This window comes from Bradyrhizobium sp. CCBAU 53421, assembly GCF_015291625.1.
Classification (GTDB): Bacteria; Pseudomonadota; Alphaproteobacteria; order Rhizobiales; family Xanthobacteraceae; genus Bradyrhizobium.
Genome location: NZ_CP030047.1, coordinates 4,834,812 through 4,851,631 on the forward strand (window position 1 = coordinate 4,834,812; position 16,820 = coordinate 4,851,631).

Below are 16,820 nucleotides of genomic sequence, written 5' to 3' on the forward strand. Positions count from 1 at the left end.
GCGGGCGTCAGGGGCGCCTCGCTTGAATGGATCAGAGGGAAATCGCAGGGCTGGCTGCTGAAGAAATGGTCTCCGGCCGGAACAACGCCCGGCAGCCGCTAGGCCGCCGGGCGGTAACTGTCTCGTCCATGTTGCCCACGTATCTAAACATTTCCAGCTGACATCAGCCTTACGGCTGATCCGATCGGCCGCGCAGTTAACCAAGCTCGTTGTTTCGGGGCTCGGGGTTCAAACTGACTCACCAGCGCTGCTTGACTCATAGAACAAAAAAGGAACAATGTTCTGCATACGTTCCAGTTCAGGGAGAGCGGCCATGTTGAAGATTTTCGTGCAGGAAGCTGCAGCGCTGGCATCGATCACGCTGTTCGTCGGGATGATCGCGGTTTGGGCCCAGCTGATCACCCAGTTCTGAGAATCTGCCCATGGGGCGCAGGGGCATCGGTTGCTGCTGGGGATAAGCAGGAGGAGCTGCCGCCGCGCCGCCTTCGGCGTGGACTTGGTAGGGCCGAGGCCCCACGATGGGAGTGCGAGTCGGGTCCGATGCTTTCGAGCTGCGGCCTTGGCACTCGCTCCATCCCTGACTTCGAAAGACCCCGTAAGCAGCCATGCCGAATGCCGGATTCGTTCATCTTCACGTTCATTCCGCCTATTCGCTGCTGAAGGGCTCGATCAAGATCGCCAAGCTCGGCGAGCTCGCCAAGGCCGACCGCCAGCCGGCGCTGGCGCTCACCGATACCGATAACATGTTCGGGGCGCTGGAATTCTCCGACAAGATGGCGGGCTACGGCATCCAGCCGATCGTCGGCTGCGAGCTGGCGGTGGATTTCGGCGACGTCGACCCCAATACGCGGAGCATTCTTGCGACGACGGGGCCGGCGCGAATCGTGCTGCTGGCGGCGCGCGACCGCGGCTACCAGAACCTGATGCGGCTGAACTCGCGGGCGTTCCTGGAGACACCGGTCAACCAGACCCCGCACATCAAGCTCGACTGGCTAACCGATAATGCTGAGGACCTGATCGCGCTGACCGGGGGTCCCGACGGGCCGATCGCGCTGGCGCTGCGCGCCGAGCAGGCCGCGCTGGCGGCGACCCGCTGCGACCGGTTGGCGAGCCTGTTCGGCGATCGTCTCTACATCGAATTGCAACGGCACGGCATCGACAAGGAGCGCCGCACCGAAGGCGGCCTGATCGATCTCGCCTATAGCAAGGGCCTGCCGCTGGTTGCGACCAACGAGCCGTATTTCGCCAGCAGCGACGACTACGAATCGCATGATGCGCTGCTGTGCATCGCCGGCGGCCATTTGATCGCCGAGACCAACCGCGAACAACTGACCCCGGATCACCGCTTCAAGACCCGCGCGGAAATGGCGGTGCTGTTCGCCGACATTCCGGAGGCGCTGGCATCGACGGTCGAGATCGCCGAGCGTTGCTCGTTCCGCCCGAAGACTCGCAAGCCGATCCTGCCGTTCTTCACGGTTGGTGGCGCCGCCAGTGCCGATGCCGCCGCGGACGAAGCCGCCGAGCTGAAGCGCCAGGCCGAGGAGGGGCTCGCCAATCGCCTGCGGGTGCACGGTCTGTCGCCGGGCATGACCGAGGAGGATTACGCCAAGCGGCTCGCCTTCGAGCTCGACGTCATCACCCGCATGAAATATGCGGGCTACTTCCTGATCGTCTCGGACTTCATCAAATGGGCCAAGGCGCAGGGCATTCCGGTCGGACCGGGCCGCGGCTCGGGCGCCGGCTCGCTGGTCGCCTGGGTGCTCACCATCACCGACCTCGATCCGATGCGCTTCGCGCTGCTGTTCGAACGCTTCCTCAATCCGGAACGCGTCTCGATGCCGGACTTCGACATCGACTTCTGCCAGGACCGCCGCGGCGAGGTGATCCAGTATGTGCAGGAGCGCTACGGCCGCGACCAGGTCGCGCAGATCATCACTTTCGGTACGCTGCAGGCGCGCGGCGTGCTGCGTGACGTCGGGCGCGTGCTGCAGATGCCGTACGGCCAGGTCGACAAGCTGACCAAGCTGGTGCCGCAGAATCCTGCGGCGCCCGTGACGCTGGCGCAGGCGATCGAGGGTGAGCCCAAGCTGCAGGCGTTCCGCGACGAGGATCCTGTGGTCGCGCGTGCGTTCGACATCGCGCAGCGCCTCGAGGGGTTGACGCGCCACGCCTCGACCCACGCGGCAGGCATCGTGATCGGTGACCGGCCGCTGAGCGAGCTGGTGCCGATGTACCGCGATCCGAAATCCGACATGCCGGTCACCCAGTTCAACATGAAATGGGTCGAGCCCGCCGGCCTCGTGAAGTTCGACTTCCTCGGATTGAAGACGCTGACGGTGCTCGACGTCGCGGTGAAGCTGCTCAAGCAGCGCGACGTCCATGTCGACCTCGCGACGCTGCCGATCGATGATGCGCCGAGCTACCAGATGCTGGCGAGGGGCGACGTCGTCGGCGTGTTCCAGGTGGAAAGCCAGGGCATGCGGCGCGCGCTGATCGACATGCGGCCGGACCGCTTCGAGGACATCATCGCGCTGGTAGCGCTGTATCGACCGGGCCCGATGGCCAACATCCCGACCTATTGCGCGCGCAAGCACGGCGACGAGGAGTCGGAATATCTGCATCCGATCCTGGAGCCGATCCTGAAGGAGACGTTCGGCGTCATCATCTACCAGGAACAGGTGATGCAGATCGCGCAGCAGATGGCGGGTTACTCGCTCGGCCAGGCCGACCTGCTGCGCCGCGCGATGGGCAAGAAGATCCGCGCCGAGATGGACAAGCAGCGCGACATCTTCGTCGCCGGCGCGATGAAGAACGGCGTGTCGAAGGGGCAGGCGGAAACGATCTTCGAGCTGCTCGCCAAGTTCGCCGACTACGGCTTCAACAAGAGCCACGCGGCGGCCTATGCGCTGGTGTCGTACCACACCGCCTATATGAAGGCGCACTACCCGGTCGAGTTCCTCGCGGCGTCGATGACGCTCGAACTCAACAACACCGACAAGCTCTCTGAATTCCGCTCCGAGGCGCAGCGGCTCGGCATCAAGGTCGAGGCGCCCAACATCAATCGCTCCGGGCCGACCTTCGAGGTCAGCGGCAACACGATCTACTACGCGCTCGCCGCGCTGAAGGGTGTCGGCATCCAGGCGGTGGAGCAGATCATCGAGGAGCGCAACAAGAAGGGCGCCTTCACCTCGCTGGCCGATTTCGCCGCAAGGGTGAGCCCGCGCGCGGTCAACAAGCGGATCATCGAGAGCCTGGCTGCGGCCGGCGCCTTCGACACGCTGGACCCGAACCGGGCCCGCGTCTTCGCTGGCGCCGACGCGATCCTCGCCGCATGTCAGCGCAGCCACGAGGCGGCGACCTCGGGCCAGAACGACATGTTCGGCAGTGCGCCGGATGCGCCCAGCATCACGCTGCCGCAGGTCGAACCATGGCTGCCCGCGGACCGGCTGCGGCGCGAATATGATGCGATCGGCTTCTTCCTGTCGGGGCATCCGCTCGACGACTACGCGACCGCGCTGAAGCGGCTGCGCGTGCAATCCTGGGCGGAATTCTCGCGCGCGGTGAAGACCGGCGCCACGGCGGGCAAGGTCGCGGCAACCGTGGTGTCGCGCATGGAGAGGCGCACCAAGACCGGCAACAAGATGGGCATCATGGGCCTGTCGGATCCGACCGGCCATTTCGAGGCGGTCTTGTTCTCCGAGGGCCTCGCGCAATACCGCGACGTGCTGGAGCCCGGGGCGGCGGTGCTGTTGCAGCTCGGCGCCGAGCTGCAGGGCGAGGACGTGCGGGCGAGGGTGCTGCACGCCGAGCCGCTGGATCACGCTGCGGCCAAGACGCAGAAGGGCCTGCGGATCTTCGTGCGCGACACCAAGCCGCTAGAGTCGATTGCGCGCCGGCTCAACATGCCGGAAGCCGCGCCGGCGCCGGGCGCGCCCGCAAAGGCGCCGGTCGTGAAGCAAGCCGCCGCGCCGCCGCCCGCGGCCGGCGCCGATGGCGACGTCTCGCTGGTGATGATGCTGGACCTCGAGACCGAGGTCGAGATGAAGCTGCCCGGCCGCTACAAGGTCTCGCCGCAGATTGCCGGCGCGATCAAGGCGGTCGCGGGCGTGGTCGACGTGCAGACGCTGTAAACGACGATCGCGCCGACGCAGCGGAAAGCGGGTGGCTTCGGCTTAAGCACTATTGCAACCACACCGTGCTTCTTTCTATGGTCACCCCTGCTGGGAATTTCGGGGGCGGGATGTTTGGACGTTACGCGGCCTTGCTGGCCGGTGTGTTGATGGTGTCGGGTTGCGTGAGCGATGGTGTCGGCACCGACTATGCGGCGATCTCACAGAAGGTCGGGCCGCCGAAGCCGGGACAGTCCCGCATCGTCGTGTTGCAGGAGAAACGCAAGGGTCTGAGCATGGCGATTTGCGCCTGCGACATGAAGCTCGACGGCGAGCCCATCGGCAAGGTTTCGTTCGGGACCTACGCGTTCGCCGATCGCCCCGCCGGCCGGCATCAACTGGTCGCGAGCGAGGTGATGTTTCCCGGCGACACCACCCACAACTTCGCAACCGAGCCGGGCCGCACTTATTTCTTTCTGGTGAGATCGAGCGAGCGGCATGATTCCGTCACGGGGGTGACGATGGTGGGAGGTTTGGTCGGTGCAGTCGTCGCCTCGGCCGCAACCGCGAACGCCGGCAATCCCGGACCTGCCGATCTCGTTGCCCTGGACGAGCCGACCGCCCGCGCCACGCTCGCGGACCTGCAATTGGTGCAGTAGGGCGCCCTGCCGGGCCAGATCGGGCCAATCCGGGCCGAAACGAGCTGGTTTTGGGGGACGAAGGCCCGGAAGCGCCGGCAAAACCGGCCGTATTTCCTTGCTTCTGGCGTAAATCGCGCTATATAGCGCGCCATCTCACACGGAAACATGGCTCTCAAAGGCCGTCCGGTGGCAACCGGGCCATTCAGGCGCGTTTGCTCACACGTTTCCGGAGGAACCAACCGGAGAATTAGATCTATGTCGCTGCCCGAATTCAACATGCGTCAGCTTTTGGAAGCTGGCGTTCACTTTGGCCACCAGGCCCACCGCTGGAACCCGAAGATGCAGGATTACATCTTCGGCGCCCGCAACAACATCCACATCATCGACCTCGCGCAGACCGTGCCGATGCTGCACCGTGCCCTGCAGGCGGTCAGCGATACCGTCGCCAAGGGCGGCCGCATCCTGTTCGTCGGCACCAAGCGCTCGGCCCAGGACGGTGTTGCCGATGCGGCCAAGCGTTCGGCCCAGTATTTCGTCAACTCGCGCTGGCTCGGCGGCACGCTGACCAACTGGAAGACGATCTCGGCCTCGATCAAGCGCCTGCGCCATCTCGACGACGTGCTGTCGTCGGGCGAAGCCAGCTCCTACACCAAGAAGGAGCGGCTGACGCTGCAGCGCGAGCGCGACAAGCTCGACCGTTCGCTCGGCGGCATCAAGGACATGGGCGGTCTTCCCGACATGATCTTCGTGATCGACACCAACAAGGAAGACATCGCGATCCAGGAAGCCCAGCGGCTCAACATCCCGGTCGCCGCGATCGTCGACACCAATTCGGACCCCAAGGGCATCACCTATGTGGTGCCGGGCAATGACGACGCCGGTCGCGCGATCTCGCTGTATTGCGATCTCGTGGCGCGCGCCGCCATCGACGGCATCTCGCGTGCTCAGGGCGATTCCGGGATCGACATCGGTGCGTCGGCTGCGCCCGTGCAGGAAGACCTCCCGGCGGCTGCGCCGTCCGGCTTCCAGGGCCTCGCTGGTCCGCGCGGCACCGCCGACAACCTCAAGAAGCTCACCGGCGTGTCCGGTGCGATCGAGAAGAAGCTCAACGACCTCGGCATCTTCCACTACTGGCAGCTCGCCGAGCTCGACCACGACACCGCGCACAAGATCGGCGAAGAAGTCGGTCTGCCGAGCCGTGCCGACGCCTGGGTCGCCCAGGCCAAGACGCTCGCCGAAGCGGAATAAAAGTTACGCGGCGTGGCCGGGCCTCGCCCGGCCGCCGCTTCTATTCCACGAACAACGATTTCCCTGTCGCTGACAGCGGCGCCATCGGGCGCCGCGGTTTCTGTACAGGCAAGAAGGACATTGAACGATGGCAACGATCACAGCAGCGATGGTCAAGGATCTCCGCGAATCGACCGGCGCGGGCATGATGGATTGCAAGGCGGCGCTGACCGAGAACAACGGCGACATGCAGGCCGCGCAGGATTGGCTGCGCAAGAAGGGTCTGTCGAAGGCCGCCAAGAAGGCCGGCCGCGTGGCGGCCGAGGGCCTGATCGGCGCGCTGACCTCCGGCACCAAGGGCGTGCTGGTCGAGGTCAATTCCGAGACCGACTTCGTTGCGCGCAACGAGCAGTTCCAGGGCCTGGTCAAGATGATCGCGCAGGTCGCGCTGCATAACGGCGCCAACGTCGAGACGATCAAGGCGGCCAAGGTCGGCGACGTCACCGTCGAGACCGCAATTTCCGACGCCATCGCGACCATCGGCGAGAACATGACGCTGCGCCGCGCCGCTTCGCTCGAGGTGAGCAAGGGCGTGGTGTCGAGCTACGTCCACAACGCCGTCGTCGAGGGCGCCGGCAAGATCGGCGTGATCGTGGCGCTGGAGTCCGCCGGCAAGACCGACGAGCTCGCGGTGCTCGGCCGCCAGCTCGCCATGCACGTCGCGGCGGCAAAGCCCCTGGCGCTCGATCCGGCCGGGCTCGACCCGGAAACCGTCAAGCGCGAGAAGGACGTGCTGGCCGACAAGTACCGCCAGCAGGGCAAGCCGGAGAACGTCATCGAGAAGATCGTCGATTCCGGCCTGAAGACCTATTACAAGGAAGTCTGCCTGCTCGATCAGGCCTTTATCCACGACAGCGGCAAGTCGGTTGCCCAGGCGGTGAAGGAAGCTGAGGGTAAGGTCGGCGGGCCGATCAAAATCGCTGGCTTTGTGAACTATGCTCTCGGTGAGGGAATCGAGAAGCAGGAAAGCGACTTCGCCGCCGAAGTCGCGGCCGCCAGCGGCAAGAAGTAACCGCTGACACCAGGCGTCCGGCGTACGCGCCGGAGGCCTGCCTGCGCGGGATAAGAAAGCGATCGCATCATGGCCGAGCCGATCTATCGTCGCGTGGTGATCAAGCTGTCCGGCGAATATCTGGCCGGCTCCCACGGGTTCGGTATCGATCAACCGACGGTGGATCGCATCGCCGACGACCTGATCGCGGCCCGCAAGCTCGGCATCGAGGTCGCCGTCGTGATCGGCGGCGGCAACATCGTCCGCGGCGTCGAGGTGTCCTCGCGCGGCGTGTCCCGGCCGACCGGCGACACCATGGGCATGCTTGCCACCATGATGAACTGCCTCGCGCTCGAAGCGGCGATCGAGCGCAAGGGAAGCCCGGCGCGGACCCTGTCGGCCTTCGTGATGCCGGAGATTTCCGAGCTGTTCACCCGTAGTGCGGCGCACAAATATCTTGCCGAGGGACGCATCGTCCTGCTCGGCGGCGGAACCGGCAACCCGTTCTTCACCACCGACACCACCGCCGTGCTGCGCGCGGCGGAGATCGGTGCGCAGGCGGTGCTGAAAGCCACCAATGTCGACGGCGTCTACAGCGCCGATCCGAAGAAGGACCCCAAGGCCAAGCGCTTCGACCGCCTGACGCATTCGCAGGCCATCGAGGGCGGCTACAAGGTCATGGACGCGACCGCTTTCGCACTTGCCCGCGAGACGTCGCTGCCTATCATCGTGTTCTCGATCGCGGAGCCCGGTTCGATCGGTGCGATTCTGCGCGGGTCCGGACACGGCACGGTCGTCGCCGGCTGATTGCCGCGCCTGCGGGTCCAGACCTTGGACCCGAGGGCGTCGACAGCCGGTTTCTAGTGAAGGGAGAAGCGTCATGGCCGCAGCTGGTTTTGACATCAACGACGTGAAGCGCCGCATGCAGGGCGCCACACAATCGCTCAAGCACGAGCTCGGCGGTCTGCGTACCGGCCGTGCCGCGGCCTCCATGCTGGAGCCGCTCCAGGTCGAGGCTTACGGCTCGCATATGCCGCTCAACCAGGTTGCGACCATCAGCGTGCCCGAGCCGCGCCTGCTGTCAGTGCAGGTCTGGGACAAGACGATGGTGAAGGCCGTGGAGAAGGCGATCGTCGACTCCAACCTCGGCCTTTCGCCGGCAACCGAAGGTCAGGTGCTGCGCTTGCGGATTCCCGAACTCAACGAGGAGCGCCGCAAGGAGCTCGTCAAGGTCGCGCACAAATACGCCGAAGCGGCCAAGGTCGCGGTACGCCACGTGCGCCGCGACGGCCTCGACGTGATCAAGAAGCTCGAGAAGAATCACGAGATCTCCGAGGACGATCAGGAGCGCCTGTCGAACGAGGTGCAGAAGGCGACGGACGGCGTGATCGCCGAAGTCGACCAGCTGCTTGCCGCCAAGGAAAAGGAAATCCTGACGGTCTGAAGGCCCACGGGAACGAGCCGATGTCGAATGCCGCCGCCCCAGCAACTGACGGACCGGATCGCTCCGGCAGTCCGTTGCATGTGGCTGTTATCATGGACGGCAACGGGCGCTGGGCCGCTTCGCGCGGCCTGCCGCGCGTCGAGGGCCATCGCCGCGGCGTCGAGGCGCTGCGCCGCGTGGTGCGTGCGGCCCATGAACTCGGCATCGTCTACCTCACGATCTTTTCGTTCAGCTCGGAAAACTGGTCGCGGCCGGCCAGCGAGATCGGCGATCTGTTCGGCCTGCTGCGCCGCTTCATTCGTAACGATCTGGCGACGCTGCACCGCGACGGCGTGCGGGTGCGCGTGATCGGCGAGCGCGCCGGGCTCGACCCCGATATCTGCGCGCTGCTCAACGAGGCCGAGGAGCTGACGAGGAACAACGTCAAGCTCAACCTCGTTGTTGCCTTCAACTACGGTTCGCGGGCGGAGATCGCTGCCGCCGCGCGGCGCCTTGCGCGCGAGGTCGCCGACGGCAAACGCGACGCCAGCTCCATCGATGCCGACACGCTCGGGCAATATCTCGATGCGCCCGACATTCCGGACCCGGATCTGATCATCCGCACCAGCGGCGAACAGCGGCTGTCGAACTTCCTGATGTGGCAGGCCGCCTATAGCGAGCTGGTGTTCGTGCCGATTCACTGGCCGGATTTCGACAAGGCGGCGCTCGAGGGCGCGATTGCGGAATACGGCAAGCGTGAGCGCCGGTTCGGCGGCCTCGCCGCGAAAACCGGCTCGTGAGCGAGGGCGAAGCCGCACCGGCGGCAGCAAGCGAGCAGTCGCCGACGGCAGCAGGCGAGCAGGGGTCGCGCAACCTCGCGATGCGCGTGGTTGCGGCGCTGGTGCTGGCGCCGGTCGCGATCGCTCTGGCTTATCTCGGCGGCATCGCCTGGTCGCTGCTGGTGACGCTGGCGGCTATTGGATTGTTCGCGGAATGGCTGATGGTCACCGGACTCGGACGCGAGTTCCGCGTCATGGTGCCCGGTATCGTCGCGCTGTTGCTCGCCGGATTTGGCCTGATGGCGGGCCGCATCGATGCGGCGCTGGTGGTTCTCGGCGTCGGTGCGGTTGTTGTGGCGCTGACCTCGGGCGTGCGGCGCAACTGGGCAATCGCAGGACTGCTCTATGCCGCAGCCGCGGAGATCGCGTCGGTGCTGCTGCGGCTCGATCCGGCGAAGGGCTTTGCCGCGCTGATGTTCGTGTTGCTGGTCGTGTGGGTCACCGATATCGGCGGCTATTTCGCGGGCCGCAGCATCGGCGGACCAAAGCTTTGGGTGCGGATCAGCCCGAAGAAGACATGGGCCGGCGCGGCCGGCGGTTTCGTTGCGAGCCTGCTCGTCGCGGCCTGCTTTGCCGCCTTCGAGATCGGCACGGCCGGGCCGCTGCTCATGCTCGGAGCCGTGTTGTCGGTGGTCTCGCAACTCGGCGATCTCTTCGAATCCGCGGTGAAGCGGCGGTTCGGGGTGAAGGATTCGAGCCACATAATTCCCGGCCATGGCGGCCTCTTGGATCGCCTGGACGGCTTCGTCGCGGCCGTCATTGTGGCGGCGATTTTCGGCTTTCTCCGTGGTGGCGCCGATGGCGTCGGACGCGGTCTTATGGTTTGGTGATGAGATGAGCGCAGTTCCGTTGCGTAACAACAAGGCCGTGGCGGCATCGGCCGCGCGGACCGTGACCGTCCTCGGTGCCACCGGCTCGATCGGCGACAGCACGATGGATCTGCTGCGTGGCGCGCGCGACCGCTACCAGGTCGAGGCGCTCACCGCGAACAGCAATGTCGAGGGCCTGGCCAATCTCGCCAAGGAGTTCGGTGCGCGGTTTGCCGCCATCGCCGATCCGGCGAAGCTTTCCGAATTGAAGGACGCGCTGGCTGGAACCAGGGTCGAGTGCGGGGCCGGGGAGAGCGCCATCATCGAGGCGGCCGCGCGGCCGGCCGATTGGGTGATGGCGGCGGTCAGCGGCGCCGCCGGATTGAAGCCGGCGCTTGCCGCGGTCGATCGCGGTGCAACCGTCGCGCTCGCCAACAAGGAATGTTTGGTCTGTGCCGGCGATATCTTCATGGAGCGGGCCAAGAAGGCCGGCGCCTGCATTCTGCCAGCGGACTCCGAGCACAATGCGCTGTTCCAGGCGCTGGCCTCCGGCAACCGCGAGGAACTGACGCGGGTCATTATCACTGCATCCGGCGGGCCGTTCCGTACCTGGGCTCCCGCCGACATCGAGCAGGCGACGCTGGAACAGGCGCTGAAGCATCCCAACTGGAGCATGGGGCAGAAAATCACAATCGATTCCGCCTCGATGATGAACAAGGGCCTTGAGGTGATCGAGGCGTCCTATCTGTTCGCCCTGGCGCCCGACGAGATCGACGTGCTGGTGCACCCGCAGTCGATCATCCACGGCATGGTCGAGTTCTCCGACCGCTCGGTGGTCGCCCAGCTCGGCACGCCCGACATGCGGATCCCGATCGCGCATTGCCTCGGCTGGCCCGACCGCGTCGTCGGCCCGTCCGCCAAGCTCGATCTCGCCAAGATCGGACAGCTCACCTTCGAGGCGCCGGACTTCCAGCGTTTCCCGGGATTGCGGCTGGCTTACGAGGCGTTGCGGCGCGGGCATGGCGCGACGACGGTCTACAACGCCGCGAACGAGATCGCGGTCGCCGCGTTTATCGCCGGCAAGATCAAGTTCGGTGCGATCGCCCGGCTGGTCGAGGCGACGATGAACGATTGGATCAGGTCCGGGAATCAGCCACCACTGCACTCGGCGGATGATGCGATTTCCGTTGACCATATCGCGCGAAATAAAGCTGCCGCCCTATTGCCTCAAATTGCCTTAAAGGCAACCTAGAGGGTTGGGGACGGAGCCTATGGCTCTTGTCGAGGGGAATTCGGATGCCCGAGTATTTTCTTCATAGTATCAATGCGTTGAGCCATGGGCTCCTCGGCTACATCGTTCCCTTTCTCTTCGTCCTGACCATCGTCGTTTTCTTTCACGAGCTTGGCCATTTCCTGGTCGCGCGCTGGGCCGGCGTGAAGGTGTTGACGTTCTCGCTCGGGTTCGGGCCGGAGCTTGCCGGCTTCAACGACCGGCATGGCACGCGCTGGAAGATCTCCGCGATTCCGCTCGGCGGTTACGTCAAGTTCTTCGGCGACGACAGCGAGGCATCGACGCCGTCGACGGAGACGCTCGCCGCCATGACGGCGGAGGAGCGCGAAGGCAGCTTCCATCACAAGACGGTTGGCAAGCGCACCGCGATCGTCGCGGCCGGTCCGGTGGCGAACTTCATCCTCGGCGCCCTGATTTTCGCGGGCATGGCGCTCTATTACGGCAAACCCAGCACGATCGCCCGGGTTGACGGCCTGGTCGCCGAAAGCGTCGCGGCGAATGCCGGCTTCAAGATCGGTGATGTCGTCGTTGATATCGACGGCAGCGCGATCCAGAGCTTTGCCGACATGCAGCGGATCGTAGCTTCGAATGCTGGTTCAGAACTTGGCTTCAAAGTGAAGCGGGATGGCGCGATTGTTGCGCTGAAGGCGACGCCTGCGCTGAAGGAGGTCAAAGACCCCTTCGGCAATGCCCACCGAATCGGCGTGCTCGGAATCGAGCACAAGGCTCAGGTCGGCGAAGCATCCAGCGCTCCGGTCGGCGTGCTGGAAGCCATGAAGATCGGCGTCGAGCAGGTCTGGTACATTATCTCCAGCACATTCAAGTTCCTCGGGTCGCTGTTCGTCGGGACCGGCAATCCGGCGGAGGTGAGCGGGGTCATTGGAATCGCGAAGCTTTCGGGCCAGGCCGCGAGCGCCGGGTTCCAGTTCGTTATCAATCTTTGCGCCATCCTCTCGGTTTCGATCGGGCTGTTGAACCTGTTTCCGATCCCGCTTTTGGATGGCGGACACCTCTTGTTCTACAGCGCGGAAGCGCTCCGTGGACGCCCGCTGTCGGAGCGGACGCAGGAGATGGGTTTCCGAATCGGGCTGGGTTTGGTTCTGATGCTGATGGTGTTTGCGACGTATAACGACATCCTCAGAATCGCCGGGTCTTGAAACCGGGCTTTTCTGTGGCGTTGCCGATGGGCAACGTCTTGGTATGAAAATGGAAATGTTCGGCTGTAGTAAGTTTGCCCCCTTGGCAAATTTGGCTACAAGCTGAGCGGCAGGTTGGGAATCTGTCGGGTCGTTGGGGAACGGTCCGGCATTGCTAAGATAAGGGCGCGTTGCGCATGATGTTTGGAATGCGAGTGAGGGGGGGGCTGTTCGCCGCCTTGGTCATGTTCGCCGCGCCGGTGGCGGCCACTTTGGCGGCCGTTGCGGTCTCTGCGCCTGCGCAAGCGCAGACCGTTGATTCGATTACGGTGGAGGGGAACCGCCGCGTCGAGCTCGAAACCATCCGCTCCTATTTCCATCCCGGACCGGGCGGTCGGCTGGGCCAGGCCCAGATCGATGACGGCCTGAAGGCGCTGATCGAGACCGGCCTGTTCCAGGACGTCCATATCGATCAGCGGGGCGGGCGCCTCGTCGTGGTCGTGGTCGAGAACCCGGTGATTGGCCGCGTTGCCTTCGAAGGCAACAAGAAGGTCAAGGACGAGCAGCTCACCGCCGAAGTCCAGTCCAAGCCGCGCGGCACCTTCTCGCGTCCGATGGTGCAGTCGGATGCCCTGCGCATCGCCGAAATCTACCGCCGCTCCGGCCGTTACGATGTGCGGGTCAATCCGCAGATCATCGAGCAGCCGAACAACCGCGTCGACCTGATCTTCGAGGTCAATGAAGGCGTGAAGACCGGTGTGCGGTCGATCGAGTTCGTCGGCAACAATGCCTATTCGGCGTCCCGTCTGCGCGACGTCATCAAGACCCGCGAATCGAATCTCCTGAGCTTCCTCGGCGGCAACGACGTCTACGACCCCGACCGGGTCGAGGCCGACCGTGACCTGCTGCGCCGTTTCTACCTCAAGAACGGATATGCCGACGTTCAGGTCGTCGCCGCGCTGACCGAATACGATCCCGACAAGAAGGGCTTCATGGTCACCTTCAAGATCGAAGAGGGCCAGCAGTACCGCGTCGCCGCCGTCAACTATACCTCGTCGATCGCAACGCTCGATCCGAACGCGCTGCGCTCGTTCTCGCGCGTCAACGTCGGCTCGCTCTACAACGCCGAGGCGCTGGAGAAGTCGGTCGAGGAGATGCAGATCGAGGCGTCGCGCCGGGGCTATGCGTTCGCGGTGGTCCGTCCGCGCGGCGATCGCAATTTCGACAATCACACGGTGTCGATCACCTTCGCGATCGATGAAGGTCCGCGCACCTATATCGAGCGCATCAACATCCGCGGCAACAGCCGCACCCGCGACTACGTGATCCGCCGCGAATTTGATATCTCGGAAGGCGATGCCTACAACCGTGCGCTGGTCGACCGTGCCGAGCGCCGGCTGAAGAACCTCGACTTCTTCAAGACGGTGAAGATCACCACCGAGCCCGGGTCCTCCAGCGATCGCGTCATTCTGATCGTCGATCTCGAGGAGAAGTCGACCGGCGACTTCTCGGTGTCGGGTGGCTATTCGACCACCGACGGCGCGCTGGCTGAAGTCAGCGTCTCCGAGCGCAACCTGCTCGGCCGGGGCCTGTTCGCGAAGGCGTCGGTGACCTACGGCCAGTATGCCCGCGGCTATTCGCTGTCGTTCGTCGAGCCCTATCTGCTCGACTACCGCGTCGCGCTCGGCCTCGATTTCTACCAGCGCCAGCAACTGTCCAACAGTTACATCGCCTACGGCACCAAGACGCTCGGCTTCAGCCCGCGCCTCGGCTTCAGCCTGCGGGAAGACCTGTCGCTGCAGCTGCGCTACTCGATCTATCAGCAGGAAATCACGCTGCCGTCGACGCTCAACAACTGTAACAACAATCCCTTCCTGGCTGACGGTGTAACGCCCAATCCTGCGTTCAATCCGAGCCCGGCCTATGCGAATCTGAACGGCATCAGCCTGGTGTCGACCAACGGTCTGGGTTGCTTCTATGACGGTGAAGCCTCGCTGCCGGTTCGCAAGGAACTGGCGGGCGGAAAGACCCTGACCTCGGCGCTGGGCTACACGCTCAACTACAACACGCTCGACAATAACAAGAACCCGACCGACGGTCTGATCATCGACTTCAAGCAGGACTTTGCCGGCGTCGGTGGTGACGTCAGCTACATCAAGTCTGCGATCGATGCGAAGTACTACACCCCGCTGGTCTCCGACATCGTCGGCGTGATCCACGCTCAGGGCGGCATCCTGAACAAGCTGGGCAGCCAGGACCTGCGCATGCTGGACCACTTCCAGATGGGCCCGAACCTGGTTCGCGGCTTCGCGCCGAACGGCATCGGTCCGCGTGACATCAATCCCTACGGCACCCAGGACGCCATCGGCGGCACCAAGTATTGGGGCGTGTCGGCGGAGCTGCAGATGCCGTTCTGGTTCCTGCCGAAGGAAGTCGGACTCAAGGGCGCCGTCTATGCCGACGCCGGCGGCCTGTACGACTACCAGGGCCCGACCTCGTGGGCGGCGACGGGCGAAGTCAACCAGCCTGGCTGTATCAAGCCGACGAACAATCCGCCGTCTCCGGGTACCTGCCTTGGCCTGAGCTTTGACGACAGCAAGGTTGTCCGTACCTCGGTCGGTGTTGGCCTGATCTGGCAGTCGCCGTTTGGTCCGCTGCGCTTCGATTATGCCGTACCGCTGACCAAGGGTGCGTATGACCGCGTGCAAGAATTCCGGTTTGGCGGCGGTACGACTTTCTAAGTCAGCTGCTCGACCGGACTGCGACGGATGGAATGGCGCAGCCGATCTTCTTCAAAAGTCCTCCTTCGTCATCGCTGGCTGAAATCGCCGCGCTGACGAAGGCGCAACTGGTCGACCCCGAAAGGGGGGCGCTTCAGATCAGGGGGCTGGCCTCGCTCGACGAGGCCGGTCCGATGCATCTCGCCTTTTTCGACAATCTCAAATACGCCGACCAGCTTGCCGCGACCAAGGCCGGCGCCTGCCTGGTCAGCCCGCGCTTCGAGGCGCAGGTGCCGAAGGGCACCGCCGTGCTGCGGGCCGCGAAGCCGTTCCAGGTGTTCGTCGAGCTCGCCCGCGAATGGCACGCCGATGCGCTGCGGCCGCAATCCTGGTTCGATACCGAGGGCATCGCCCCGTCCGCCATCATCGATCCGACCGCGCGCCTCGAGGACGGCGTCATCGTCGATCCGCTGGTGGTGATCGGCCCGCGGGTCGAGATCGGCTCGGGCACCATTATCGGCGCCGGCGCGGTGATCGGCGCCGACGTCAAGATCGGCCGCGACTGCAATGTCGGCGCCAAGACCACCATCCAGTTCGCGCTGATCGGCAACAACGTGCTGATCCACCCGGGCTGCAATATTGGCCAGGACGGCTACGGCTTCATCTTCTTCGGGCCGAAGGGCCACGTGAAAGTGCCGCAGACCGGCCGGGTGGTGATCCAGAACAATGTCGAGGTCGGTGCCGCCTCCACCATCGACCGCGGTTCCCTGCGCGACACCGTGATTGGCGAGGGCACCAAAATCGACAACCAGGTCCAGATCGGCCACAATGTGACCATCGGCCGGCACTGCCTGCTGGCAGCCCAGATCGGGCTCGCCGGCAGTCTGACGATCGGCGACAACGTCGCGCTCGGTGCCAAGGTGGGCATCAACAACCACCTCAAGATCGGCGACGGCGCCCAGGTGACGGCGATGAGCGCGGTCAAGGACGACATTCCGGCCAATGGTCGCTGGGGCGGGCATTTCGCCAAGCCGACCAAGCAGTGGTTCAGGGAAATTATCGCGGTGGAGCGCCTGGTGCGCGAGAACGAAGCCAAAGGCAAGGAACAGGAGTGATGGAGGAGTCACCGGTCAAATTCGAGCTCGTGGATATCAACGATATCCTGAAGACGCTCCCGCATCGTTTTCCGATGTTGCTGATCGACCGCGTGATCAAGATCCGCACCGACTACAGCGGTATCGGCATCAAGAACGTCACCTTCAACGAGCCGCCGTTCCAGGGGCATTTCCCGGATCGCCCGGTCTACCCCGGCGTCATGATGATCGAGGCGATGGCGCAGACCGCCGGCGTGATCGGCATCAAGTCGGTGGAGGGCACCGAGAAGCCGCGCGCGGTGTATTTCCTCACCATCGACAAGTGCAAGTTCAGGAAGCCGGTGATGCCCGGCGACACCATCGAGTACCACATGCGCTCGCTTGGCCGCCGCAAGACGATGTGGTGGTTTCACGGCGACGCCAAGGTCAACGGCCAGGTCGTTGCCGAGGCCGACGTCGGCGCGATGCTGACGGACTAAT

13 protein-coding genes are annotated in these 16,820 nt (G+C 64.5%); all 13 read left to right on the forward strand.

Annotation, left to right across the window (positions count from 1 at the left end; all coding sequences use genetic code 11):
- Positions 1-605 precede the first annotated feature (605 nt).
- Positions 606-4,130, forward strand: a complete 3,525-nt coding sequence (gene dnaE, locus XH92_RS23135; protein WP_194454162.1) for a DNA polymerase III subunit alpha — start codon at positions 606-608, stop codon at positions 4,128-4,130.
- Between the two features lie 110 nt (positions 4,131-4,240).
- A complete protein-coding gene (locus XH92_RS23140; RefSeq protein ID WP_194454163.1) occupies positions 4,241-4,768 on the forward strand; it encodes a DUF2846 domain-containing protein in 528 nt (175 codons plus the stop codon).
- 237 nt (positions 4,769-5,005) lie between these two features.
- A complete protein-coding gene (locus tag XH92_RS23145) occupies positions 5,006-5,998 on the forward strand; it encodes a 30S ribosomal protein S2 (RefSeq protein ID WP_194454164.1) in 993 nt (330 codons plus the stop codon).
- A 127-nt stretch (positions 5,999-6,125) separates the two neighbouring features.
- Positions 6,126-7,049 carry a translation elongation factor Ts gene (tsf, locus tag XH92_RS23150; RefSeq protein ID WP_194454165.1) on the forward strand — a complete coding sequence of 308 codons (924 nt, stop codon included), beginning with the start codon at positions 6,126-6,128 and terminating at the stop codon, positions 7,047-7,049.
- Positions 7,050-7,118: 69 nt separating this feature from the next.
- Complete coding sequence (gene pyrH / locus XH92_RS23155) at positions 7,119-7,835, forward strand: UMP kinase (RefSeq protein WP_194454166.1); 717 nt, start codon at positions 7,119-7,121, stop codon at positions 7,833-7,835.
- 73 nt (positions 7,836-7,908) lie between these two features.
- Positions 7,909-8,472 (forward strand): ribosome recycling factor, encoded by a 564-nt coding sequence (gene frr, locus XH92_RS23160; protein ID WP_194454167.1) that lies wholly within the window; start codon positions 7,909-7,911, stop codon positions 8,470-8,472.
- Between the two features lie 20 nt (positions 8,473-8,492).
- Positions 8,493-9,251: an isoprenyl transferase gene (locus XH92_RS23165; RefSeq protein ID WP_194454168.1), complete on the forward strand. Its 759-nt coding sequence runs from the start codon at positions 8,493-8,495 to the stop codon at positions 9,249-9,251.
- A complete protein-coding gene (locus tag XH92_RS23170; protein ID WP_194454169.1) occupies positions 9,248-10,120 on the forward strand; it encodes a phosphatidate cytidylyltransferase in 873 nt (290 codons plus the stop codon). The genes XH92_RS23165 and XH92_RS23170 overlap by 4 nt, the downstream gene beginning before the upstream one ends.
- A gap of 4 nt (positions 10,121-10,124) precedes the next feature.
- The gene (gene dxr / locus XH92_RS23175; RefSeq protein ID WP_194454170.1) at positions 10,125-11,351 is read left to right on the forward strand and encodes a 1-deoxy-D-xylulose-5-phosphate reductoisomerase; all 1,227 of its coding nucleotides are present in this window, start codon (positions 10,125-10,127) and stop codon (positions 11,349-11,351) included.
- Positions 11,352-11,395: 44 nt separating this feature from the next.
- Complete coding sequence (gene rseP, locus XH92_RS23180) at positions 11,396-12,547, forward strand: RIP metalloprotease RseP (protein ID WP_194454171.1); 1,152 nt, start codon at positions 11,396-11,398, stop codon at positions 12,545-12,547.
- A 176-nt stretch (positions 12,548-12,723) separates the two neighbouring features.
- Positions 12,724-15,267, forward strand: a complete 2,544-nt coding sequence (gene bamA, locus XH92_RS23185) for an outer membrane protein assembly factor BamA (RefSeq protein ID WP_194454172.1) — start codon at positions 12,724-12,726, stop codon at positions 15,265-15,267.
- 32 nt (positions 15,268-15,299) lie between these two features.
- Complete coding sequence (lpxD, locus tag XH92_RS23190) at positions 15,300-16,361, forward strand: UDP-3-O-(3-hydroxymyristoyl)glucosamine N-acyltransferase (RefSeq protein WP_194454173.1); 1,062 nt, start codon at positions 15,300-15,302, stop codon at positions 16,359-16,361.
- A complete protein-coding gene (fabZ, locus tag XH92_RS23195; RefSeq protein WP_194454174.1) occupies positions 16,361-16,819 on the forward strand; it encodes a 3-hydroxyacyl-ACP dehydratase FabZ in 459 nt (152 codons plus the stop codon). Before lpxD ends, fabZ begins: the two co-directional genes overlap by 1 nt.
- The last annotated feature ends 1 nt before the right edge of the window (position 16,820 follow it).